This is a genomic window from Bradyrhizobium sp. 157 (genome assembly GCF_023073815.1).
Taxonomy (GTDB): Bacteria; Pseudomonadota; Alphaproteobacteria; order Rhizobiales; family Xanthobacteraceae; genus Bradyrhizobium.
In genome coordinates this window covers 475,166-497,916 of the sequence record NZ_JADPKF010000091.1, presented here as the reverse complement: position 1 = coordinate 497,916, position 22,751 = coordinate 475,166, and the positions used below count along the sequence as shown (strand labels likewise).

Sequence of the window (22,751 nt, the reverse complement as noted above, 5' to 3'; positions counted from 1 at the left end):
CAAATGGCTCATCAGCGGAATGTCTCGGATAAGCGACCAATGGTGGTCTACGAAGACGTTGTCAAAAAATATGGAGGGTTCACGGCTCTCAACGGAGTATGTGCAAAGGTAAATGCCGGCGAGGTCGTTTGTCTGATCGGTCCCTCCGGCTCGGGAAAATCGACGCTACTGAGATGCACGAATGCGTTGGAGCCGATCGATGGAGGCAATGTAGTCTTTGATGGCTCACCACTTCCGACCGAAGAGCGGAATGTTAGGCTCGTTCGCAGGCGAATGGGGATGGTCTTTCAGGCCTTTGAGTTGTTCCCGCATATGACTGCGTTGCAGAATATTAGTTGCGGACCCATGACGGTACTCGGCACTCCCAAGCGAGACGCGACAGAGTTAGCTCATTCACTTCTCAAAAAAGTGGGGCTTTCCGATAAGGCTATGAGTTATCCATCAATGCTGAGCGGAGGCCAGCAGCAACGGATCGCAATTGCGCGTGCCTTGGCGATGAAGCCCGAGGTGATGCTATTTGATGAGCCAACTTCCGCACTCGACCCAGAAACCGTCGGCGAGGTTCTGAGCGTGATGGCAGATCTGGCAAGAGATGGAATGACGATGATCGTAGTCACACATGAAATGAGTTTCGCTCGACGCGTCAGTGACTGGATTATGGTCTTTGAGAAGGGCAGGATCGTAGAGGAAGGAAAGCCGGATCAGATATTTGAGCAACCCAAAGAAGACAGAACCAAGGAGTTTCTACGGCATGTTGGTGTAAATGTTTAATGCCTCATAGCCTTTCAGCGCTAGAGAGGTCCGAGATCGAGGCGACCATCAAAACGATGAAGTCGACGCGGTCCGCCGCCACGACGTCATGGGGACGAAGAATCCGCCCAGGCCGAGCCGGCGGCTTCGCAAACAATAAGCGACCAGGAGAAACGCTATGGCATTGCCGTATCGCGAGATGAAGACGGATGTGCTGATCGTCGGCAGTGGGGGAGCGGCTTTAAGGGCAGCACTCGCTGCAGTTGCCGAGGGCGCCAACGTTCTTGTCGTCATCAAGGGAGAGTTCCGTCGCAGCGGCGCAACATTCCACAGCGTGGCCGAGGTCGGGGCTTTCAATGTGCCCGATGACGCCGGAGGAACGGGCGACAGCCCTGAGATATTTTTGAATGATATCCTGACGGCTGGGCAAGGCATGTCCGACCCACGTCTCAGCCGGATATTAGCCGAAGAGGCCAAGGACGCGTTGGCCTTTCTGGAGAAGTACGGTGTCAAATTCGAGCGAGATGGCGACAACTATCTCGTCTTTCGTGCCTGCTTTTCTTCGCGGCCGCGCTCGCACGTCATAAAGGACCACTTCAAGCCCATCGTTAAAGCTCTGGGATCTGAGGCGAGCCGGCTTGGCGTGCAAGTGATGGACCGGACCATGGTGGTCAACCTCATCGTCCGCGACGGGGTGTGCTACGGCGTTCACGCACTCGACGGCGAGGGCAATCCTGTGGTCATCAGGGCCAAGGCCGTGGTGATGACCACCGGCGGGGCAAGTCAGCTGTTCGCGACCAACCTATATCCGTCCGACATCACCGGGGACGGCTACGCGATGGCGTGGCGCAGCGGTGCGCATCTGGTAAACATGGAGTTCATGCAGGCTGGCGTCAGCATCGTCTCACCTTTCGTGAATCTGTTTGGCAACTATTTGTGGAACGCGGGTCCTCGCCTGACCGATCGTGACGGCATTCCCTTCCTGAGCGACTATCTGCCGGGAGGGCTAACGGTTCAGGCAGTGATCGACGAGAAGCAGCGCCACTTCCCCTTCTCGTGCTCCGACATTTCGCGCTACGTGGAGATTGGCATCCAGAGTGCCATCAATGAGGGCCGGGCCACGGACGATGGCGGCGTCTACCTCGACTTCATCGACTGCGATTTCGACCGGATTCTGGCAGACCGCACGAGCAGTATCGCACGGATGTGGCCGCTGACGTACGAGTGGTACAAGGAGCGTGGGACCGATCTCTATCGGGATAAGGTCCAGATCGCCTGTTCAGCCCACGCCATCAACGGTGGCTTGCGCATCGACGCAGATGCGCAGTCCAACATCCGCGGTCTGTTCGCTGCCGGGGAGGTCGCGGCCGGCCCGCATGGTGCGGACCGACTGGGCGGCAACATGTCAGTCACGTGCCAAGTGTTCGGCGCACGCGCCGGACGGAAAGCCGCGGAATTGGCGCGTGAGCACGGACACCTTGATATTCCCGATTTGTTTGATGAACAGGCTGAGTTCCTTGCGCGGCTTCCGGAGCAAGGCAACGAGCCCCTGCCAGAACTGCGTCGTTCGCTACAGATGGCCGCGAACCGGCACCTGCTCATCCTGCGCAACGCGAAGGGTTTGGAGGCATTGCGCTCGTCGACTGCGGCTATTCGCGATACCGCCTTGTCCGCCGCACGCATTGAAACGGCACAGGATCGCGTCAACGCGTTCGAACTTCTTAACATGTGCGATGTGGCCGACATCATGGCGAGGGCTGCACTCGAACGGGCCGAAAGCCGTGGCAGTCACTATCGGATGGACCTGCCGGATTCGGATGCCGGCCAGGATTCGAACATCATCATCGATCGAACTGCGCCGCACAGCTTCTTTCGCGCCTGCCTGGGCGAAATTGGGTGACATATGCCGAGGATGTTAGGCATGCGAGCTATGCGGTCGGACGGCTTCGGGGCCGCCGTCGAGGTCGGATGGCAAGTTGGACATTGGCAGCAATCGGTGTGGCGATTTAGCGGGCGGCTTATCGCCCGCCGCCGAGGGGCGGGCAACGGCGTGGTGCCGGGTCTCAGGAGAGTTCGAAAGCTTCCTGCGGCGTCAAACGTCGGCGCCGCTGGAGTTACGATGAGAAGGTTCGCCTGGTCGAGGAAACCGTGCAGGCCGGCGAGACTGTTTGTGGGGTGGCGCGGCGGCATGGTGTGGCACCGAGCCTATTGTTCACATGGCCGGCACGCCAGGGCCGCCCGGGTGGTGATGCCGTGCCAGCTCTTGTTCCTGTCGAGATCACTCCAGCGCCGGGTCGGTATCGATCAGCGCGCCGCAACCGGTGTTTTCACCGCTTGCGCAGCGATACCGGTCGGCCTTGTCACTCAGTTCTACTTCGCACTGCTTGCGTGCATTGCGCAATGCTCGGGTGAAGTTCGTACACGAATGGTGAGAAGGAGGTTTGTAAAATGACAGGTCCGCTCGTCGGAGTAACTTCGTCTGCCTGGACTGGGCGATCGCATGTTATTGAGCGAATCGATGCTCGTCTCCTCGATCTTGTGCAACGCAACAATCGTCTGACCAGTGAGGAGCTCGGCGCGAAGGTCGGCTTATCTGCATCTGGAGTTCAGCGTCGGCTGAAGCGCTTACGATCGGACCGCGTCATAGAAGCAGACGTTTCAATCGTGTCTCCGAAAGCGATCGGACGAAACGTGACCGCCTTGGTTCACATTTCGTTTGAGCGCGATCGGACCGACATCCTTGATCGTTTCAAGCGGTCAATCCGCAAGATGACCGAGGTGATGAGCGCATTCTACGTTACCGGCCAAGTCGACTTCGTGCTGTTAGTGACAGCGAATGATATAGAAGACTACGCCCATTTCACTCAGTGCCTTACACACGAAAATCCAGACATAAAGCGCTTTGAAACTATGGTCGTCTTGGATCGAGTCAAAGCGGGCTTCACTTTGCCAATGGCGTCCATCGCATGTTGGTGAGCAAACTATCCATCGCATGTTGGTGAGCAAACTAGAGGTGACGCTGCGAGCTTATTTTTGAACAGGCATGAGCTTTCCGGGCTGTGCGAGCGGTGGGCGATTAAGCTCGCATCATTGGCGACCACCAGCGGGCGCGGTTCTGGACGAACGAGTGGCAAGGAGGCGGAACCCAGTACATAAGCCGCGGTAGAGTGGTCGTTGACATTAGGGCAAGCAAAAATCTCCGGGTTGCGTGCCGAGATCTCGTCGCGATCTTCCGCCGACCATTTTGGTCGACCATGTCCTCCCCACAAGAGGCACATGCGCCGAGCGATCCTCTCATCCGGTGTAAGAGCAAGAATAGACACGCGCGGCTTCAATTACCCATAATCTTGACTACTATCGGAGTGATCGTAAGCGGCGCGTTGTTCCGCACCTTGTCGGGCGTGAGCTGATCAGCAAGATGTGAGCCGTCATACACAGTTAGGTTCGCATATATAGTTGACCATATTGTTGACGCTTCGAAGCCACGGGCCGGGCGGATATTCTGGTCGGAGCGGGGCGTCGGTGGCGGTGGAGTGACGGAGTGAACGGACGGATCGTGGCGGAGTCGTATGCTCCGGGCGCTGTTGCGCCCGAGGTTGCGCGCCGGCACTGCCTCTCACCGCAACTCCTGTTCGCCTGGGCAAAGCGGCGCGTCAGGTTTGCTGAGCTTGCCGGCGGAGGATGCGCCACTCTTCGTTCCGGTAGCGTCGGAGCTGCGCTCCACTGGGACGGTTGTGGGAGCGGCAACACGGAACTCGATATCGATCAGCATCGAGTTTGGCAGTGCGGTGGTTCGCGCGACGGCCGGGGTTGATCCGGCCTGTCAGCGCGATGTCCTGCGGGCTGTGAGGGCGACCACATGATCGGGACTACGGCGGGTGTGAAGATCATGGTCGCGACGAGGCCGGTCGACTTCCGCAGAGGTGTAGTTCGGCAGTCGGCATAAACCTGCAAGATCAACGGCGTCGATCCTCTCGCCCATCTCACCGACGTCCTGACGAGGATCGTCAATTGACATCCAATCGCGATATCAACCAGCTACTGCCTTGGGCCTACCGCACTCAAGCCCTCAAGGCCGTGGCCTAAGAACGACGCTTATAGATTGGCTACGAGACGTTGCTGATAAAATGGAGATCGATGACGGAGCCATATGGGTCTATGGCGTGGGCGAAGACAGTGTTCAGGCGTTCACCGACTTCGGCATTGAACGCCTCATCGAACTCAGTCCAGATTTACAGGGAAAATGCCGAGTTGCTTAAACGCCGGTCGTCAGAACAATCCAACCGAGCCCGGGGCCTACGCCGGATGCGTACGGATCAGGAGGCCTGGCGCAGCTTAAATCGTCTTGCCCGCTCATGTGAGCGGACTCGTCGCATGCAAGCTTGAGCGCGAAGGCCTCCGTGGGACGATAAGACGACGACCAACAGTCAGAGCTTGGCTCATTTCGTACTAACGCGTCCCGCTTCAGACAACGTGTCGGGAATCCGACGCGAGATCATCAATGGCAGCCAAATGGCTAACTTTTCCGTCGCTCTGGCGGCGCGAGCCGAGGCATCTAAGGACTGGTATGGCGCTTGCTTAAAGAGAGGCGCAACCCCGTCTTCACCTTTGATGGTCCCGGGACATCGGTTCTTTGAAAAGAGGGGCTAATAGCATGTCCGGTGTCGCTGCTGCCTTTCTATGCTCTTCAAGCAATTCACGGGCGACGGTTTATGATCGGCTCAAGCACATGGTTCCGAAACTTGCGCTCCGGGGGCAGGCGGGGGTCAGCATTGCGGCTTTCATGCACAAAGAAGGTACTCGATATGCGAGAGCGCTTCAGTCATCACGCCATTCAGTGCGCATTGAGTACGATGTCCGAGATCCGAGCTTTAGGCCCCATGTTGCAATCGCCCATATCCGTAGCCGATGCCGTGGAATTAGGGATGGGGGCGACCTTCAGCCAATTCACAACAAAGCGGGCACCAGCCGCCATTTGGCAATTTCTCTGGATGGAGCTTTGGTCAATGCCCGTGAACTCAGGGAAGAATTGCTTGCCCAGGGTCATAGGTTAGGCGGCAACACAGATGCTGAGCTCTTGCTCAAGTGGATTGAACGCTCTTGTGAAAGAGACTATTGGCGGCACGGCCTGCCGGTCAATTACGAAAACGTCTTTCGCGACATTGATGACCGTATTGATGGCGCTATTAGCGCGCTTTTCCTGGACGGAGAAGGAAATCTAGTTGCATACCGTAATCGATGTGGTTTGCGACCACTGGAAACGATGCAAACACATGACGGGTTCTTGCTCTTTGCCTCGGAAAATTGTGCCTTTGCTGGTCTAGAGGGTAAGACACAGCAAATTCTTCCAGGCCACATCAAGTATGTAGACGGGAAAATGGGGTGCTGCGTTGATCGTCCAGTGAACAACGGACGATACAAAGGAAAACTCTGCGCTTACGAAACTCTCTACTTAGGAAATCCGAAGACATCGATCGAAGGTCAATCATATTTCGAAATCCGTTACAACATTGGGGTCGCTCTTGGTGGCCTTGTTGCGCGGGGACTGCAAGCAGAACCAGGCTCGACGCCCACAATCGTTTCCTCCATGCCGCATACTGGGGGCCCGTACGCCGATGGTCTGTTTGCATCTCTCGCCGAACACGGCGTGTTCGCCGAGCGTCGGGAAGTAGTCGCAACGCAATTTTCTCAGCGAACTCTCATCGGTACACCCAGCGAGCGAAAGTCTCGCATTGCTCAAAAGTACCGCGTATCGGGAACCAGCCTTGCTAAAGCCACGATAATTATTGTCGACGAGGCCCTCATTCGTGGCGATACCAGTCAGGCTATCACGAATATGCTGCTTGCCGCTGGGGCCAAAGCCGTGCATTGGGCGATCGGTTCGCCGCCTATAGTGGCTCCGAACTACTACGGCATGGGTATCGACACACTAGATGAGTTGGCATTCTGGCAGGCATGGAAACGATTGCCGCCCGAACAGCGCACGCAAATCCTTCGCTTCCACAAGATGGATTCCCAAGTTCTCAAAATCATCGAAACTAATATTGCGGCATCCATCAACGCAGCCACGATAACGTATCTGCCGTTTCCAGTTCTGGTATCGTTGCTGCCCTGCAGGCAAGACGAGTTCGATTTGTCACCGTTTACTTTGGAGATGCCAACCCCTGCGGGGCAGAAGCGCGCGAATAGGAACTTGCGCGAGTTGGTGGCCGATCTTACCTATTCGGAATCAATCCCTGCTTGAGGTCAGATCATGAAACCCGTTCTCGTCTTTGATTGGAATGGAACGCTGCTCGACGATGCGTACGCACTGCTCCAAGCGACCAATGCCATACTAGATCGCTTTGGCCATGCAACGATCGATATGAAAACCTTTCGGGAACATTGCGACGTTCCGCTATCTCTTCTTTATCGCAGTCTCGGAATGTCGCACGAAGAGATTGAGACGGTGGATCGCGATGGGAGTGCAATCTTTCACGACACCTACGAACCTCTTGCGGGTAAAGCCGATCTGCGCGAGGGCGCGCGCAGAGTATTGGAGTTAGCGTACCGAGAAGCAGCTTCGTCCATCATCGTGAGCAACCATATAGTCGACCCTCTGCGCTCGCAATTGAGAAGACTTGGAGTCAATGACTACATCAACGATGTGCTCGCCTTTGAAAGTCGCACCACTCAATACAAATCGATGAGCAAAGGAGAGCGGCTTCGTCTGTACATGCAGAAAAACAATCTGAAGCCAGCGTCAACCTTCATCATCGGCGATATGCCGGTCGAAACGGATATTGCACGCAATCTCGGACTCATAAGCATATCCATTACCGGAGGATTTGTTTCGGATTCGCGCTTGCGAGCGGCGCATCCAGACTACACGATTAGCAACCATCATGAGCTGTTGCCAATCTTACAAAGACACGGTTTTTTCGGAATGCATAAGTCATGATTGGCGAGGAATCGTCGCCCAACGTCGCTCCTAAAACGGCGAAGCAGAGAATAGGCCTTATCGGAGCTGGACGCATGGGAACCGGTATGGGTATCAGCCTGTTGCGTCACCAAATCGAGCTCCATATCAAAGCCAATAAAAATCGCTTCGGTGCGGATCGCTTGACTAATGCAGGTGCCCATGAACACCCCTCGATCGCTGAGTTGGCGCAGCATGTAAGTGCCGTGGTGTTATCCTTGCCTTCAAGCAACGAGGTTGAGGCAGTTTGCCTTGGTCAAGATGGGCTGTTTGTCCATATGCCCCCAGGAGGTTTGATAATTGACTGCTCGACGTCATATCCGACTTCGACGGTCGCACTGGCCGATGAGGCGCAAAGACGCGGCGTAAGCTTTATAGATGCTCCTGTAACACGGAGCCCCGAACAAGCAGAGCTAGGCCTTCTCAACGCGATCGTTGGATCGAATGAGAAGCTTTTTCCTGTGGCTGAAGGCATTCTTGCTGCATTCTGTGAGACGGTTCTTCATGTCGGAGATGTCGGACAAGGTCACAGACTCAAGCTTGTTTACAACAGCATGACAATGGGGATAGCGGCGGTAGTCGCGGAGGTCTGCCAATTCGCGCACGGTCTTGACATCGATCTCGTAACGCTGCGCTCTCTCGTCAGTCGCGGCTCCACTAACAGCGGAATATTTCAAGCCTTCGTGGCCTTTTTGTTGGGCGAGAAACCCGATGTTCTGGCAATCTCAATGGCGAATTCCGCCAAGGATATCGATTGCGCTGTGCGGCTGGCAGACGAGAGCGCGGTTTCGGTGCCGGTCCTAGTTGCCGTCGCGCACAAGTTGAATCTCTCAGTTATGGCGGGCAAAGGCGAACTGACACTACCTAATCTGTCTCGCCCATAAAGCCGTCGGCCTATTGATAGCGATCTAGAATGCGCTCTAACCGCGGAGCGAGTTCAGATCGATCGTGGTCGTGTCCCCATTGCGATGCCATCGAGGCCTGGTGTTGAAGGGTATGGAGGAAAACCTGGCTTCGCCCGGGCTGACCGCCGAGTACGTCCGCGACTATCCGCTACATCGCGATGGTGAAGACCTTTGATAATCAGTGAAATGCAACACAAGCTCGCGACATGGGCCGCAGCCGATCCCGCGGTGGCCAGTTGCACCCAGCTTGACCTCCGGACGTGGCGCCAGCCGCGACCGGATCGAACGGCTGATGCGCCGGCATGGCTTCCGCGCCATCATGGCGCCGTCCCGTCGGGTTCGCACCACCGACAGGCGACATATGAACGAGGGAAGACATGAGCGGTCGCTTGACCGGTGTCGGACAATAACTGCCGTCCAGCAGGGTCACGCGCAACCGATCCCAACGGCTGCGCATGGAACGCCGTGTAGGTGGAGGCGACATTTCAGCTGTCAGCTTCGCCTCGCAACGCTTGCGCGGAGAGACCGAAAATCGAGCAAAGCTGCAACCTTGGGTGAGGAACGCGCTGCGAACTCAGACGTGGATATTGCCCTTAACCCCGACCTTCTCCCGGCCAGGAGCGGGAGAGGGTGGATCACTTCACTGCCTGGGCCACGCCGTGCCCGGCCGCCTCGATCGCAACCGCAACCGACTGCACGATGGCGGCAAAGCGCACCGCGGTCTGGATCGCTGCCGAGCCGACGCCGGCTTCCTGCAGGCCTTCTCATGGGCATCAATGCAGGCACCGCAGCCGTTGATGGCGGAAACCGCCAGCGACCATAGCTCGAAAACGGCCTTGCCAACCCCAGGATTGGCGATCACGTTCATGCGCAGCCGCGCCGGCATGGTCTTGTATTCCGGATTGGAAGCGAGGTGAACGAAACGGTGGCTTCGGAATGCCGATGAACGAATTCATGATGACCCAGACCGTGCCGAACAGGCCGACGAACGGCGCGGTGGCGCCGATGGTCGCGAGCACGCCGGTGCCGCGCGCGATCTGCCTGGACATCGCCGCCTCGACCCGCTCCAGCCGCAGCGCCACCCGTTCCTTGAGGCCGTCGTCGAAATGACCGCCGGAGAGGCTGGCCTCGCGCGCGGCGGACTGGATGATCTGCGCCACGGCATCGTGACCGCCGCGGGTTTCCTGTTCGGCCTTGGCCAGCACGGTATCGATTTCCAGCATGTTGAGCCGGCGCCTGGCAGTCGCGGTTTTGCGACGGACCTCGACGGTTTTTGCCAGCCAGATCGTCCACGTCACCAGCGAGGCGAGGGCCAGCCCGACCATGACCGCCTTAACTACGATGTCCGCATTCACGAACATGTTCCAGGCGACAGGTTGCGCGGCAGCAGCGCAACGTCGGTGGAGGCGCGCGCCGCGCCCGGCAAGGCGGCCATGCCGGCCGCGCCACACAAACGGATCATAATTTCCAGCACTCGATGCTGCATGATCGTCTCCCGGGCTGACAATGCGGATCGGTTACACCGCACGGTCGGACGCGATCCTTTCGGCAAGCGCATGAAAGCGCTGCAACTGGTCGCCGCGCAGCGCCCGCGTCTCGTCGCGGCCGACGAACACCTTTGAACATGATGCCGCCGTCCACATTGATGAACGCGATGAACGCCGACGACTTGCCCATGAAGGGACGCTCGACGAAGGCGAGGCGCCGCAGCGCTCGTGGCGAAGATGGCCGTGCAGCCCCTTCGGCTGCATCAGGTTGAAGTAGCCGCGGCCGACCTCGCCCGCCGGCACGCCGCCGGTGAATTCGACGATCGCATCATCGGTGTGGACGATCAGCGTTACTTCGCCCCATTGCGCGACATCGTTCATCGCGGCGCCGAATTCAGCGCCGGGGCCGAAACGCACCATCGTCTCGGGCAGCTCCTCGAGTACGGCGCGCGGCGTAACCTTCCGCTCCCGCGCCACGTCCTCGATCACCGCGCCCGGATTTTGAGCCATATAGGTCTTGAGGCCGGCAAGGTCCGTGCTCAGCATGGCACCCTCCCTTACGCGGCGGCGCTGGATTTGCGCTCGCTCAGGATCACCTCGAAACCTTCGAACTTGGGATGGCCGAGAAGGCTTTCGCCGGTCTTGTTGTCGGCGCGGGCATGCGCGCGGCGGAACTCTTCCGATTTGGTCCAAGCTTCGAACGCTGCCTTGTCGACCCAGACCGCGTGCGACGAATACAGCGTGTGGTCTTCGAGGACTGGGCCCTTGAGCAGGTGAAACTCGACGAAGCCGGCCATGTTGCTGAGATAGGACTCGCGTGTGCGCCACACGGTCTCGAAGGCGGCTTCGGCGCCAATCTTCACCTGGAACCGGTTCATTGCGATAAACATTTGAAATCTCCTTGGCTTAGTTGCTGGGTGCGCCTGGCGTACCGTTTGAGTTGGTTGGAAACATGGATGCACCGAAGCCGCGCTGGAGCATCAGCGCGGCCCGGTGCAACTTTGTTGGCTTGTCAGCTCGTCGAACTACACTCCGCCAAAGTGAATCTTCAATCCGGCCTTGTAGACCCTGCCCGGTCCGGGGCTCGACCACAACACGTCGTTCTGGTTGGGTGCCATCGGTCGAACTGCCGGGAATGGCGTAAGGCCGGTAGTACTGGTTCAACAGATTGTCGATCGAGGCCGTGAACATGACGTCCTTGGTCGCATGCCAGGTCAGGTACAGATTGACCAGTTCATATCCGGTAGAGGGCAGATAGCCGGCGGGCACATCGTTGTTGGCGCCGAACGAGGAACATTGTGCAGCCAGGATCAGCCTGCGGTCGAGCAGTCGCACGCCGCCGGTCGTGGTGATCTTGCGCGGCGTGATGGTCGCCAACCCGATATTGGTCGCGACGTTCTTGCCGCGGATCAGATGGCCGGCGACACCAAAATACCACAGGCCCGCATCGTACATCGTCTCGGCCTCGAAACCCTCGATACGGGCCTGCGCCATGTTCTGGTACTGATAGAATCTCGGGAACGTGCCGAACGGCGGTACCGCCGTCAGTCCGAACGGAACGAGGTCAATATAATCGCTGACGTCGTTGCGGAACAAATTGAACTTGCCGCGGAAGCTGTCATTGGCGGCAAAGATGCCGTCATACTTCACGTTGAGGCCGAGTTCCTTGTTCTTGCCGACTTCCGGCCGCAGGCCAGCATTGGGCAGGAAGCAGAACAGACCGGCGGTGCCGTCCGGGCAGTTGAAGAACGCCCGGCCACCGCCGGTGGCGTGTGCGCCGGAGATCAGCGTCTCCGTGATCGAGGGCGAGCGGTAGCCTTCGGCATAGCTGACATAGGGCGTAAGGCCCGCCACCGGCGTCACGCCGATGGTCATCTTGGGCGAGAAGCGGTCGCCGCCGCCGGTAGTCGCTACCAACGGCAAATGCAGGTCGTAGCGATCGTAGCGGATCGCGCTGATAACCTCGAGCCAGGTCGAGTAGTTCTGCTTCAACTGCGCAAAACCGCCGGAAACGGTGCGCAAGCCGCTGGGCGTGGTGATGTTGGAATTGCCGCGGCTGTCGAAGGTGCTCACGTCATCCTGAAACGCATCGACTCCGAACGTAACCGCGTTGCGCCAGTCGCCGACATTGAACCTTGTCGTGTTGTTGACGTCGATCCCGAGCGTATTGAGCACGTAGCCGCGCTTGTCGCCGACACAGCCGGAGATTTTGTTTCCGACGTTGCCGGGGCCGCAAAAGGCCGCGCCGCTTGCGCTGTTATGATGTGTCTTGAAGTGGTCGTTGTCGGTACGGTTGCCGTACAGCGACATGCTCCAGTCCCAGAGATTGTCGTCCGGCCTGCTGTATTTCCAGGTCAGTGTACCCATGTAGTTCTTCGCGTCCGACGCGTAGACCGACGAGCCCTGGAACAGCGCGCGTTGCGCCGCCGTCAGCACCGGTCCGCGATTGAACTGGCCGATGCTGTATTGGTAATCCTGGAACACACCGCCGAGCTTGATCTCATGGCCTTCGGCAGGACGCACCGTGACCTTCATCAATCCGGCAGCAAGCTCGTTGCCGCTATTGCCGATCTCGGTGCCGTTGCCGTCCTTGTAGTTGCCTGATGTGCGATAGACCGCGCCACCGAACATGTCGACATTGGGATCGGCGCGCACGCCGCCGAAGACGAGCCGAGGCCGCGAGCATTGTTGGTGCCGCCGGAGCCGGTCATGTCGACGCCCCAGCGCTCGCCCGGGCGCACGACGTCGTTGATGTCCCTGGTGCGGAACGAGACCACGCCCGCCGATCGCGCCTGAGCCGTAAATATTCGCGGTTGGACCACGCACCACGTCGACGCCGCCGACCAGTTCGGGATCGAGGAAGAACGAGCCGTTAGCGTTGTGTCCGGTACGCTGGTAGTTCTGCCGCGCGCCGTCGACGACAACAGCGACTCGGCCGAAATCCTGCAGGCCGCGGATGTTGATGACAGTCGAGGGATCGTCGCCGCATAGACGTTGTTCATCGCCGCCACCGAAGCTGCGGATTTCGCCGCCGAAAGCGCCGCGGGTGACAGCACTCGTCCAATACGCGCAGCGTGTCTTTTGGACTGCGGCCGACATTCAGGTTGGTCGCATAGACATGCTGGATGATATTGTCGGGATCGACGATGATGTATAACGATAGGCGACGCCGTCGGGGGAGCGTACGTCCAGGTCATCGATCAGCGCGCCCTTGGTGTCGGCAAATTGCCAGATCGGCAGATGGTGCAGATCCTTGTGCTCGCGCCGCCAGGCGAGCTTGCAGAACTCGTTGTCGGTCGAGCCACCCAGCACGACCGCATCACGGTCGGCGAAATCCTTGGACAGGCGCGCGAACTCGGCGATCTCGGTCGGACAGACGAAGGTGAAATCTTTGGGGTAAAAGAAAATGATTTTCCATTTTCCGGAGAAGCTGTCTTCAGTCAACGTCTCGAATGCGCTCAGCCCTTCTCTTCCTGCACGTGGAAGCCGGGCTTCACGCCTATGATTTCGAACGACGGCAACTTATTTCCAATTCCAAGCATATTGTCCTCACAAGTTTACTTCGCGCGTGGAGTGACGAGACCCCCATCAGCGAAGCAAGCCATATGCCGTCTCAAGATCTTAAATTGCCGGAACACAAAACAATCGGATGCTTGGCATGCAAGCATCCGAAGGCCATCGTTTCTGCTGATTGCTTCCACTGCTTTCTCTCAATAGATCATGCCGTGCATGCGGCAGGGTTCGCATGTTGAGCGACTAGCCAAGCCGCGTGTTCGGCTAAGTCGACGCCGAAGCAATTTGGGGGACTTCACAAAGTGAACTCATCGCAGGCGGCAGTCAGCCGTCACACGACCAATCATGTGCAGGTGGAGGGGGTACCGGGACTGACGGTATTTCCTCCGATCACCATGAGGCGGTGGACGATCTCGGCTCAAGGTCGGCGATGCCTTCTCGGCCGCGATCAAGCCGTCGGATGTGATGGTCGGTAGATAGCCGTAGCCGCTGCCGCGATGCAACGCGCGCGGACGCCTGCCAGGCGCTCAGCGATGTCGCGCCACCATCCCACCACGACTTTGCGCTCGCACAGCAGCATCGTGCCGACATCCCCGGTGAAAGTCCGTCAATCGGAAAGGCATTTTTCGGGACGGCGGTGAGGAGCGGCACGCCACTGATGATCGCATCAATACATTCGTGACGCAGGCCCTGGCCGAACGCCTCCTGATTGGAGAATTTGTTGATCACGAGGAGATCGACCTCCTCGTTGATCGCGCGGGCGACAACTACGGCGTCGGCAAGCCCATTAGTATCGAGCTTGCAGGACATGGCGCCGATGCCGAGTGGCTGGTATATCGAAATCTCGTGCCCCCTCGCAACGTCGAGCGCGAGCATGGTCCTCTGCCTTTTGCGTCTCTAAAGTGTCGTTGGATGATGCCGCCGACTCGCACGCCTTGCTGCGCGAGATCCTGGGTGAAGTCGGCGAGCAGCGTATCCACATCGCGTTCCGGCCGATAAAGGATTGCTGCGACGCGGTTGGGATCGATCTCGGCGAAGTTGGCGATCATGGCCTTGATCCACTTGTTAAGGTTCAGGGGACCGCGCTTGGCTGTCCGGCATCTCCCGCTTTTGTGGAAGCCACTATGGTCCGCAGTGGCGGTTCAGAGGCCGCGACCAGCGAGACGCCCTCGACCTGAGCGAATACGTCCATTCCATCCTTGAGCCCTAGCGAGTCAAAGGAGAAACGCGTAATGCGCGCCAAAATCTCCGTGCCCGAGCCCCCGAGTGCAAGCACCAGCGTAATCTCACCCGCGCCAAGCGGAAGAGGCCTTTATCCGCCCGGAAAAACATTGACGATGGAGTTTGCGCGCGGCGGCTCGCATGCGACGCTGACGTCGCTGGCTGCGACGCGCAGCCGTTGGCGCACGCCCGGTGGAAGCGGCGCCGCCGGCACCAACACGCGCGCACCTTTGACGCGAAGGATGAGTAGCCCATAGCGTCCGTCATAACGCCTACCACGGCATCAAGACTAACAGCGGCTTCGCGGCTTGCCGCAAGCGGCAGCGCAGGATCGGTCTGCAAGACATGCAACGGCCCGGCCGCGGTCACCGTGCCATGCTCCATGATGACGAGATGATTAGCAAGGCGTTCGATCTCAACCATGACATGGGTTATATAGATCATCGGCAGCGCGACCTTCTCATGCAGGCGCTCGAGGAACGGTAGAATCTCGCTCTTGGCGCAGCGATCAAGCGCCGCGAGCGGCTCGTCCATCACAAGCAATCTGGGCTGGGACAACAGCGCCCGGCCGATGGCGATGCGCTGCCGCTCGCCTCCCGAGAGATGCGCTGGCGAGCGGTCGAGCAGCGGCGCGATGCCCATCAATTCGATAACCTCCTCAAAGGCGTTCGGCGTCGGTTCGGCTTTGCGCGCGCCGTAAAGCAGGTTGCGCTTGACCGACAAATGCGGAAAAAGGCTCGCCTGTTGGAACACATAACCGATGGGGCGCATATGCGGTGGGCGGAACGTGGTCTCATCCTGCCACACCTCGCCATCGATGGCGCAAAAACCGCTCGGCAAGTGCTCGAGGCCGGCGATGCAGCGGGCTACCGCGGCTTTACCGCAGCCTGTCGGCCCGAAGATTGCCGTCACACCTTTGGTCGGTACGCTGAAGTGCGCATCGAGCGGAGAGCTGCCCGGCTGGCCCTTGAAGGCGATTTCGATCCGGCCCGGTGTGGCTGTCCTCACGTGGTCCTCCTTGCGATGTATTTCTCGATCAAGGTTAAGGTGAGGATTGCCGCAAAGGCGAACATCACCATGCCGCCGGCAAGACTGCTCGCTTCGCGCCAGCGCGAGGCTTGGACATAGTCGAGGAGAAAGGCCGATAGCACTTTGGTGCGCCCAGGAACGTTGCCGCCGATCATCAGCACAACGCCGAACGCGCCAGTTGTATGCGCAAAGCCGAGCACGACGGCTGTGAGAAGTCCTGGTCGTGCCAAGGGCAAGGCCAGCGTGAAGAAGGCATATAGCGGAGAGGCGCGCAGAGTGGCTGCTACTTCCAGCGGGCGGTCGCCCATCGTAGCGAAGGCATTGCGGATGGGCTGCACCACTAAAGGCAGCGCGCACAAAACCGATCCAACCACTAGCCCTGCAAAGGTGAAGGCGAGCGTACGCCCGCCCCAGATAGAGGCGAGAAAGCCGCCGGGGCCGTTCGGGCCGAGCATGAACAGCAGATAGAAGCCGAGTACCGTTTGCGGCAGCACCAGCGGCAGCGCGATGATCGTGCCCACCGCCTCAGTCCAAAGGCTCTTCGAGCGTGCTAGCCACCACGCGAGCGGCGTACCAACGATTAGCAGGACCACGGTCGTCAGGCTCGCGAGCTCGATCGTGAGCGCGAGCGACTGCCAGATCTCGGCGGAAAAGAGTTCCATGCGCGTCAACTCTGCTCGCCGCGCACGTAGCCTTCGCGCGCGTTGACCGCGTAGGCTTGCGGCCTTCTGAGAAAATCGAGGGAGGCGCGTCTGGTATTGCCATCGACGCAAATCAAGACCAGCACGGGACCCGCGGGGATGGGGAGATGAAGCTCCCGCGGAATCATACAACGCCAACTGCCGATGGTAACTATGAGCTGTGACGGCGCGACAGAGAGCTCGGCTGAGGCGGTCTCGGTGAATTGATAGGCTTGCGTCGTAGTTGCGCCCTCGACCAGTTTCGGCTGCATTGCCTCATAGAGGCCGAGCACGCTTATTGCCTGGACAGCGGCTGCGCCATCAGGCGCCGGGGCCGGATTGCAGATCGACAGGTTTGCGAAACCCGCCGTCTTGAGCGTCTTCGCACCATTCACAAACTTCGCAATCGAATTCCACAGCACGAGCTTGCCGATCGCATAGCTGAAGCGGATTTCCTGAACCGGGAGACTGTGCTCAACTTGGTTCTTCGGGCGGGAGCCGCGTGCCGAGAGAAACACGTGAAATTGCGCTCCTTGGGTGATCTGGCTGCAAAGCTGATCGCGCGCGCCAAAGCTAAACAGATCCTCGTGCCAGGTCTTCCACTTGAACGAGGCTGCAATCTTCGCCGGCTCGGTGAAGTTCGCAGCGGCCGCGACATTGATATTCGCCGCCTCCGCATTTCCGAGCATAACCAGCATCAGAGTTGCGTTGATCAGGATAAATCGGGCAAGTCTCATCGGGAACGTCCTGGAATGAAGCCGGGCGACACCTTTTTGCCCCCGGCCGCTCTTTGCTACTCTTCCCAGCAAACGGCGTGCCGCTCGCGCATGTTGCGCGCCTTGCTTGACAGGAGTGAAACACGCATGGGGGGCTAGCGTGCCCTGTGGAATGGCGGGCTCGCATGTCGGGGCTCCGACATGGCCGTCTTCAACCGGACACAGCTGCCGCGACAAGATGGATGCATCATGTGATGCCGGTCGCCTCTCGTGCGAGCGTGGCCGACTGCTTGACAATGATGAAGGCGGCGTCCGGACCAATCGCGTCACCTCCAACGCGCGCCCCTTTCGGCGAGATCCGCGACGCACTTCAACGAAGAAGCGCGGGATACAAGTAGACGAGCGCTGCCATCCTTTGCGGTCCCCTGTTGTCCGAAGAGAAACTACGGGAGGCGACGGACGGCTCATCCTCGAAGGTGACCTACTAACCGCAGCCGAGCCCGCCGGCCTTCGCTCCCGCGACAGATCGTTTCTCGATCTCGTCATAGAGTTGGGACTTTATGCGGCCGCAGCCATCTCGGCTCATTGGCAGACAATTACGCCAGATGTCGACAATCGGCGCAATGATCCGGCTCGTTAACTGGAGCCTATACGACTAGCTGCGCATCCAATGACTAGGTCTCGGGCGCCTCCCGTGCGAACCAAAGCCTTTCGCGCCACGAACCGTTTTGTCGGTGACCGAGCGCCAGTCGATGTTGCCATGGTCAATTCCGCGCAACTTCACCAGGCGCCCGCCATATTAATTTTTCATCAGCCTGCGCCGCTCGAGGAGAGACATTGGCACGTCCTCGTATGCGGCGCGGAATGCCATCCGCGAGAATCCTGCCAAGCCAAAGTCGTCTTCGCTATCCGTATGAAAGTAGGGATCAGCTGTATCTAGATGACGATGACAAGCTCCAGCGTCGCTCGGGCCTTGCGGATGGAGATGTCGTGAGCAATCTGCCAATGCGGCGAGCTGCCGCGAAAAATAAGCGCATATACCGGGACACTGACACACCATCCTGATTGTAGCGCTCCCCATACAGATCGCCGCGCTTATGCCGGCGCTTCTCGACGACAGCGCTCTCATAGCCTGCAGCCGGTCAGCAAGCTCCGCCGCATTCGCTGACCAGCCTAACCGGTGGCAGGAATTTCGCAAAGCCGTTTCCGGGAATCTATCGTGCATTGAAACGACTTCCCGAAAGATCGTGTGGTACAGCTAAAGGCTCATAATTTCATTGCACGGTTGCGAGGAGACTGGACCAAGAGACGAACCATTCGCAAAAAGAGCGGTCACCTATACAATCCGCCGGAAATGCCGAGCAGCATGCGCTTTGTGTCCGACATCAAACCCGCGCTTGTTTCAAAATCCGCTGGTCTTGTTGCGAAGACGACATCGCGATCAATAAATCGCAGAGATGCGCATCGCGTCAGCTGGCCTGGATCCTGCACACCACAAGCGGCGTGGAGGCGGCCAACAACGTCGGCCATTCGGCCTTCGTTGCAACATGGCGCGCGCGTATGGGTTCGAGAGGTGATATGCGATCTGAACTTCTTTATTGGGGTGCCGCAACAGCGGCGCTCGTTGCAAGCGGTGCCGTCAAGTCGGCGGATCTCCAGCCGGCAGTAAAGGTCCCACCGGCACTGTGGAGCTGGACCGGAGGATATATTGGCGGGCACGTCGGCGGGGGCAGCGGCCGGACATCGTTCAGTGATCCCTATGGTCCGTCGATTTACGGCGATGTCGTCGATACCCCTGTGTTCCTGGCGGGAGGTCAGATCGGCTACAATTGGCAGAGGGACCGCTGGGCTTTCGGCCTCGAACTGGATGCCAGTAGCGCGGTCGCGGAAGGTACAAACACCTGTCTTGCCGTCTCTGGCATTGTCGTGAGCGCAAACTGCAAGGCGGGGCCAGACGTCTTCGTCACGGGGACCGGCCGCCTGGGATATGCGTTTGGACCGCACGGCCACACGCTGGCCTACCTCAAGGCGGGCGTGGCATGGCAACACAATCGCGGCGATGTCGTCAATAACAACGAATTCTTTGGCCGGGCGCCACAGAATGCCACCCATTTCGACTATGGTCATGTCGGTGGCGTCATCGGCGTAGGCGTCGAGCAAGCGCTCACGCCGGCATGGTCCGTCAAACTCGAGTACGACTATCTGAGGTTCGGCGGACCAAGCGTGGCGACCCCTCCGACCATACAGTTTCCGCCATTGGCAACGATCCCAGCCAACATCACTAGCCTGTCCAGCAGCTATCACATCGGCAAAATTGGTCTGAACTACCATTTTGACGCCGACCCACGCACGCCGGGATGGCCCGGTGCGTCGCTATACGCCACAGAGCCGACTGTCAGCGCACCGCCGATTGCCTTCACTCAAGGGTGGTCGCTGGAAAGCGGCACACGGCTCTGGCTGAGCCGAGGAAGATTTCAATGGGACCATGGTCTGAGCGATCTTGTATCAAGGCTCACCTATCACAAGATGGATGGGATTTCCGGAGAGTTGTTCGAACGGCTTGACAGCCCCTGGGGGATCTTCCTGAAGGGCAATATCGGATTCGGGCGCTTCAACAATGGAAATGAGAACGATGAAGATTGGGGCCTAAAAGATTGGCGCCTAGAAGGCTTCCCCAAGGGTTCTCTGGCCTATACCAATACGAGTTCGGGCCAAGCTAACGGAAGGTTTATGTACTACACGGCCGATGCCGGGTACGATTTCCTGCGTGGCATGACCTACAAGATCGGTGGATTTATCGGCTGGAGCTATTACGGCCAGAAGTCTGACACTAAAGGATGCGTGCAGATCGCCTCGCTTCCATGTCTTGCGCCGCGTGAAAGAACAGTCGGCAGCCAAGACACCGACTGGAATGCGGTGCGTATCGGCGTCAGCGCTGAGACCATGTTGCTCGACCGTTGGCGCGTTAGTGCCGACGTTGCTTACCTGCCCTGGACGGATTTCCAGGGACGCGACAGCCATCTCATGCGCGATACCACGACCTTCGCCGATCAGCGCGGGAGTGGTGGCGGTGGTGTGCAGGTGGAAGGAGTCCTATCGTACTTCGTCAACGACAATTTCAGCATCGGCGTCGGGGGCCGCTATTGGGCGATGTGGACTCCAAGAGACAGCGAGTCAATCTGCACCGGCTGCACTGGATCCGGCATCGTTACTTTGCCTGCGCCTGCGAAGTACAGCATGGAACGATGGGGCACGTTCCTGCAAGCCTCCTACAAGTTTGACTGAAACTGCTCGCTCGTCACCCTAACCTTCGGGCGGTCGTGACTAAAATGACTAAAGCCTGGGTCCTGTGGCTCTAGTCAAGCGGAGGTCGGGAACAAAGCTGCAAGCTTTTGGGCCACCAAGCCCGAAAGCTTGCATTCATCAACCCTGGAAAACGCTTCCTATCTTGTTTGAAGTTGCGCAGGCAGCTCTACCAGCTAGGAACTATCAAGGTACTTTCTGACGCCGACCACTAACAGCGTCGTTGGCGAGGATTTGCCGTGCCAGGGCAAATCGAAGCCGTTCGATCCACTGATGCCGGGCGTTGAGATCCTTTCCACCGCGATCACGCATTTGATAGCCCTCGGCTCCGTAATGGTATCTCTTCTTGCGGGAGTGCCTGCCGGCTACGGCCTGGCTAAAAGGAATATATCCTTAGAGAGGACATTGCCGTCTTCATCGTTGGATTCCGCTTCATGCCGGTGGTGCTGGTCGTCATCCCACTGTTCAACTTCTTCAGTGCGCTTCGGCACATATTGTGTCCAACAATCTTTGAAGCGCTTGCGCGCCATGCCTTTGTGTTGAATGGCAAACAGCGCCACCAAGACCGTCTATGGCAAGGGATTCGGTGCATGTGTGCGGGCTCGTGTCGATCGTCTTCGACACGACTAAGCCGCCCGCGAAACCAATAAGACCCAGAGTTGTGACGAAGAATGCGATATCCGCGGCTGATCTGTAGAGAAAACCGACAATTCTCGAGAATCGGGTTCCGGAAGGCTGCCAGCTGAAGGGCTGAATCTGGGGCATGGTCGACTCCGAAGGCAACCCAATTATCGACGCAGCGGGGCGCGGAAGAAAGCCTATATCAAGCGCTCAAACACTTGAAGGCGTGCTTGACTTCCTCGCTAAGAGGAGAATGAGTTTATCTTGAGCGCGGAGTCGTCCGGACTTGTTCGTGAGATTTGACTACTCGATGACGCAGAAACCGGTCGCCGAGGCTCGAGGCCGGCAATGCAGCGCGCCACAGCGGTCTTGCAGCAGGGCCGAAAATCGCCGCGCACCTTTGGCCAGTACGCTTTACTGCGCGTCGAGCGGAAAGCGACCAGCTCAGGGTGAGGAGCACCGCGGCGAAGACGACCATGCCCGCGGCAAGCCAGCTTGCCTCGCACCGGTGCGACGCTTTCACACAGTCGAAGATTGCAAACGACAGCACGCTGGCCGGTCCGGGAATTGCCGCCGATCATTAGCACCAGGCAGAATTCGTCGATCGTGTGCGCTAAGCCGAGCACGGCGGCGATGAGAAAGGCCGCGCCGGGAGCAGCCCGTCAAGAAGGCATGCAAAGGAGAGGCACACGGTGGCCGCGACTTCCAGTGAGCGCTGGCCCACGGGCTTCGAAGGCGTTGCGGATCAGCTGCACCACAAGATAGCCCAACATCTACCGGCACTAAAACGCTGCGCAATTTGAACACGCAAGGTCGGAGTGGAGCCTTGTGTGAGGACGGCCGGACGAAGAGGTAAAGCCAACAGAGGTGATCGCTTCATGAATTGAAGTCGGAAAGCCCAGACGTTGTGCAACTTGATACTGGGTATTTGTCGTCACTCATCCATGCCGTAAGTTGCGCCAGTTCACTGGCCTTGCGTCGCGCGCGCGGCATGACTGTCTTCACTGCAGTGACTCCCGCAATCTTGGCGGGATCGACGCAAGCTGTCCGTGCGGCGGCCGCCGCTTGGCAAAGCGTCCACACACTGTCGATGCCATATCAAACGGAGTTCTGGTCGACATCTTCGTTTCTCGAAACTTCGCCAGCGGGGTGAAAACTCGCGACGGATAGCCCTTTTGTCGCGACTGATAGCTCCATTTGTAATCGAGCAGACGAACGCGAACGTCTGGTCCGGGGACGCGCAACAATCTCGCAGAATTCACTCAACTGCTCGACCAGTTTGAGGCGGCTTACTTTCACGTCGCCACTTCTCATTAGGTTCAAGCACCTGTTGGTAGTGCCGGTAGTTTTCACGCTCAAGCGAAACGGCAGGGCTTTAGAGCGGATCTCCTCGCATCGAGCCAGACAGCCTTTGTCAACGAGCTAGCAATTTCCGTTTCGCCAGCTGCAGCGCCAATCACCGCAAAACGGAGCCGTTTCGCGCCAAGACCGCTGATGCTTGTCTGGTTTGTGACAGCGGCACTAAGCTCGTCAGGTTCAAAACACCGCCGTCTTAGGCGTGGAGGCGT

15 protein-coding genes and 6 pseudogenes are annotated in these 22,751 nt (G+C 58.5%); 10 read left to right on the top strand and 11 right to left on the bottom strand.

From position 1 onward, the window contains the following. The first annotated feature begins 39 nt into the window (after positions 1 to 39). The 8 genes and pseudogenes from IVA95_RS29105 to IVA95_RS29070 all read left to right on the top strand — a co-directional run bounded on the left by IVA95_RS29105 (position 40) and on the right by IVA95_RS29070 (position 8,592). Positions 40 to 771, top strand: coding sequence for an amino acid ABC transporter ATP-binding protein (locus tag IVA95_RS29105; protein WP_247513590.1), 732 nt, complete (start codon positions 40 to 42; stop codon positions 769 to 771). A 157-nt stretch (positions 772 to 928) separates the two neighbouring features. Then, on the top strand, positions 929 to 2,650 hold the full coding sequence (locus IVA95_RS29100; protein ID WP_247513589.1) for an FAD-binding protein: 1,722 nt from the start codon (positions 929 to 931) through the stop codon (positions 2,648 to 2,650). Positions 2,651 to 2,838: 188 nt separating this feature from the next. Beyond that, positions 2,839 to 2,970: pseudogene (locus IVA95_RS39165) on the top strand (transposase); the annotation flags it as partial. A gap of 228 nt (positions 2,971 to 3,198) precedes the next feature. Next, entirely contained in the window at positions 3,199 to 3,726 is a 528-nt protein-coding gene (locus IVA95_RS29090; protein WP_247513588.1) for an Lrp/AsnC family transcriptional regulator, read from the top strand. Between the two features lie 1,151 nt (positions 3,727 to 4,877). Then, entirely contained in the window at positions 4,878 to 5,009 is a 132-nt protein-coding gene (locus IVA95_RS38870) for a hypothetical protein (RefSeq protein WP_256470307.1), read from the top strand. Between the two features lie 395 nt (positions 5,010 to 5,404). Next, positions 5,405 to 6,994 carry a hypothetical protein gene (locus IVA95_RS29080; RefSeq protein WP_247513587.1) on the top strand — a complete coding sequence of 530 codons (1,590 nt, stop codon included), beginning with the start codon at positions 5,405 to 5,407 and terminating at the stop codon, positions 6,992 to 6,994. Positions 6,995 to 7,003: 9 nt separating this feature from the next. Then, the gene (locus tag IVA95_RS29075) at positions 7,004 to 7,690 is read left to right on the top strand and encodes an HAD hydrolase-like protein (RefSeq protein ID WP_247513586.1); all 687 of its coding nucleotides are present in this window, start codon (positions 7,004 to 7,006) and stop codon (positions 7,688 to 7,690) included. Continuing rightward, on the top strand, positions 7,687 to 8,592 hold the full coding sequence (locus tag IVA95_RS29070; protein WP_256470306.1) for an NAD(P)-dependent oxidoreductase: 906 nt from the start codon (positions 7,687 to 7,689) through the stop codon (positions 8,590 to 8,592). The genes IVA95_RS29075 and IVA95_RS29070 overlap by 4 nt, the downstream gene beginning before the upstream one ends. A 656-nt stretch (positions 8,593 to 9,248) precedes the next feature. On the opposite strand, the pseudogene IVA95_RS29065 reads toward IVA95_RS29070, so the two are convergent. The 7 genes and pseudogenes from IVA95_RS29065 to IVA95_RS29035 all read right to left on the bottom strand — a co-directional run. Further along, positions 9,249 to 9,541: pseudogene (locus tag IVA95_RS29065) on the bottom strand (carboxymuconolactone decarboxylase family protein); the annotation flags it as partial. Positions 9,542 to 9,548: 7 nt separating this feature from the next. Continuing rightward, positions 9,549 to 10,048: pseudogene (locus IVA95_RS29060) on the bottom strand (MotA/TolQ/ExbB proton channel family protein); the annotation flags it as partial. Between the two features lie 82 nt (positions 10,049 to 10,130). Next, a complete protein-coding gene (hutX, locus tag IVA95_RS29055) occupies positions 10,131 to 10,646 on the bottom strand; it encodes a heme utilization cystosolic carrier protein HutX (protein ID WP_247513584.1) in 516 nt (171 codons plus the stop codon). An 11-nt stretch (positions 10,647 to 10,657) separates the two neighbouring features. Beyond that, positions 10,658 to 10,990, bottom strand: coding sequence for an antibiotic biosynthesis monooxygenase (locus IVA95_RS29050; RefSeq protein WP_247513583.1), 333 nt, complete (start codon positions 10,988 to 10,990; stop codon positions 10,658 to 10,660). Positions 10,991 to 11,006: 16 nt separating this feature from the next. Beyond that, complete coding sequence (locus IVA95_RS29045) at positions 11,007 to 13,199, bottom strand: TonB-dependent hemoglobin/transferrin/lactoferrin family receptor (RefSeq protein ID WP_247513582.1); 2,193 nt, start codon at positions 13,197 to 13,199, stop codon at positions 11,007 to 11,009. Continuing rightward, positions 13,099 to 13,642: pseudogene (locus IVA95_RS29040) on the bottom strand (peroxiredoxin). Before IVA95_RS29040 ends, IVA95_RS29045 begins: the two are co-directional and overlap by 101 nt. A 361-nt stretch (positions 13,643 to 14,003) precedes the next feature. Next, positions 14,004 to 14,593, bottom strand: a pseudogene (locus IVA95_RS29035) (DUF2478 domain-containing protein). Here IVA95_RS29035 and IVA95_RS29030 point away from each other — a divergent pair. Then, positions 14,522 to 14,791, top strand: coding sequence for a hypothetical protein (locus IVA95_RS29030; RefSeq protein WP_247513695.1), 270 nt, complete (start codon positions 14,522 to 14,524; stop codon positions 14,789 to 14,791). The pseudogene IVA95_RS29035 and the gene IVA95_RS29030 sit on opposite strands and share 72 nt — an antisense overlap. On the opposite strand, the pseudogene modC reads toward IVA95_RS29030, so the two are convergent. The 3 genes and pseudogenes from modC to modA all read right to left on the bottom strand — a co-directional run bounded on the left by modC (position 14,686) and on the right by modA (position 17,580). Beyond that, positions 14,686 to 15,818: pseudogene (modC, locus tag IVA95_RS29025) on the bottom strand (molybdenum ABC transporter ATP-binding protein). The gene IVA95_RS29030 and the pseudogene modC overlap by 106 nt on opposite strands. A gap of 20 nt (positions 15,819 to 15,838) precedes the next feature. After that, positions 15,839 to 16,525 carry a molybdate ABC transporter permease subunit gene (gene modB, locus IVA95_RS29020; protein ID WP_247513581.1) on the bottom strand — a complete coding sequence of 229 codons (687 nt, stop codon included), beginning with the start codon at positions 16,523 to 16,525 and terminating at the stop codon, positions 15,839 to 15,841. A 5-nt stretch (positions 16,526 to 16,530) separates the two neighbouring features. Then, positions 16,531 to 17,580, bottom strand: a complete 1,050-nt coding sequence (modA, locus tag IVA95_RS29015; RefSeq protein ID WP_247513580.1) for a molybdate ABC transporter substrate-binding protein — start codon at positions 17,578 to 17,580, stop codon at positions 16,531 to 16,533. A gap of 1,257 nt (positions 17,581 to 18,837) precedes the next feature. Here modA and IVA95_RS29010 point away from each other — a divergent pair. After that, positions 18,838 to 20,544 (top strand): outer membrane beta-barrel protein, encoded by a 1,707-nt coding sequence (locus IVA95_RS29010; protein WP_247513579.1) that lies wholly within the window; start codon positions 18,838 to 18,840, stop codon positions 20,542 to 20,544. Between the two features lie 383 nt (positions 20,545 to 20,927). Here the strand turns inward: IVA95_RS29010 and IVA95_RS29005 are convergent, their stop codons facing one another. After that, positions 20,928 to 21,122 carry a hypothetical protein gene (locus IVA95_RS29005; protein ID WP_247513578.1) on the bottom strand — a complete coding sequence of 65 codons (195 nt, stop codon included), beginning with the start codon at positions 21,120 to 21,122 and terminating at the stop codon, positions 20,928 to 20,930. Between the last annotated feature and the right edge of the window lie 1,629 nt (positions 21,123 to 22,751).

Excerpts from the sequence above, each read along its gene's own strand:
- IVA95_RS29105 (WP_247513590.1), top strand. The coding sequence starts at position 40 with ATGGTGGTCTACGAAGACGTTGTCAAAAAATATGGAGGGTTCACGGCT.
- IVA95_RS29100 (WP_247513589.1), top strand. The coding sequence starts at position 929 with ATGGCATTGCCGTATCGCGAGATGAAGACGGATGTGCTGATCGTCGGC.
- IVA95_RS29090 (WP_247513588.1), top strand. The coding sequence starts at position 3,199 with ATGACAGGTCCGCTCGTCGGAGTAACTTCGTCTGCCTGGACTGGGCGA.
- IVA95_RS38870 (WP_256470307.1), top strand. The coding sequence starts at position 4,878 with ATGGAGATCGATGACGGAGCCATATGGGTCTATGGCGTGGGCGAAGAC.
- IVA95_RS29080 (WP_247513587.1), top strand. The coding sequence starts at position 5,405 with ATGTCCGGTGTCGCTGCTGCCTTTCTATGCTCTTCAAGCAATTCACGG.
- IVA95_RS29075 (WP_247513586.1), top strand. The coding sequence starts at position 7,004 with ATGAAACCCGTTCTCGTCTTTGATTGGAATGGAACGCTGCTCGACGAT.
- IVA95_RS29070 (WP_256470306.1), top strand. The coding sequence starts at position 7,687 with ATGATTGGCGAGGAATCGTCGCCCAACGTCGCTCCTAAAACGGCGAAG.
- hutX (WP_247513584.1), bottom strand. The coding sequence starts at position 10,646 with ATGCTGAGCACGGACCTTGCCGGCCTCAAGACCTATATGGCTCAAAAT.
- IVA95_RS29050 (WP_247513583.1), bottom strand. The coding sequence starts at position 10,990 with ATGTTTATCGCAATGAACCGGTTCCAGGTGAAGATTGGCGCCGAAGCC.
- IVA95_RS29045 (WP_247513582.1), bottom strand. The coding sequence starts at position 13,199 with ATGTCGGCCGCAGTCCAAAAGACACGCTGCGCGTATTGGACGAGTGCT.
- modB (WP_247513581.1), bottom strand. The coding sequence starts at position 16,525 with ATGGAACTCTTTTCCGCCGAGATCTGGCAGTCGCTCGCGCTCACGATC.
- IVA95_RS29010 (WP_247513579.1), top strand. The coding sequence starts at position 18,838 with ATGCGATCTGAACTTCTTTATTGGGGTGCCGCAACAGCGGCGCTCGTT.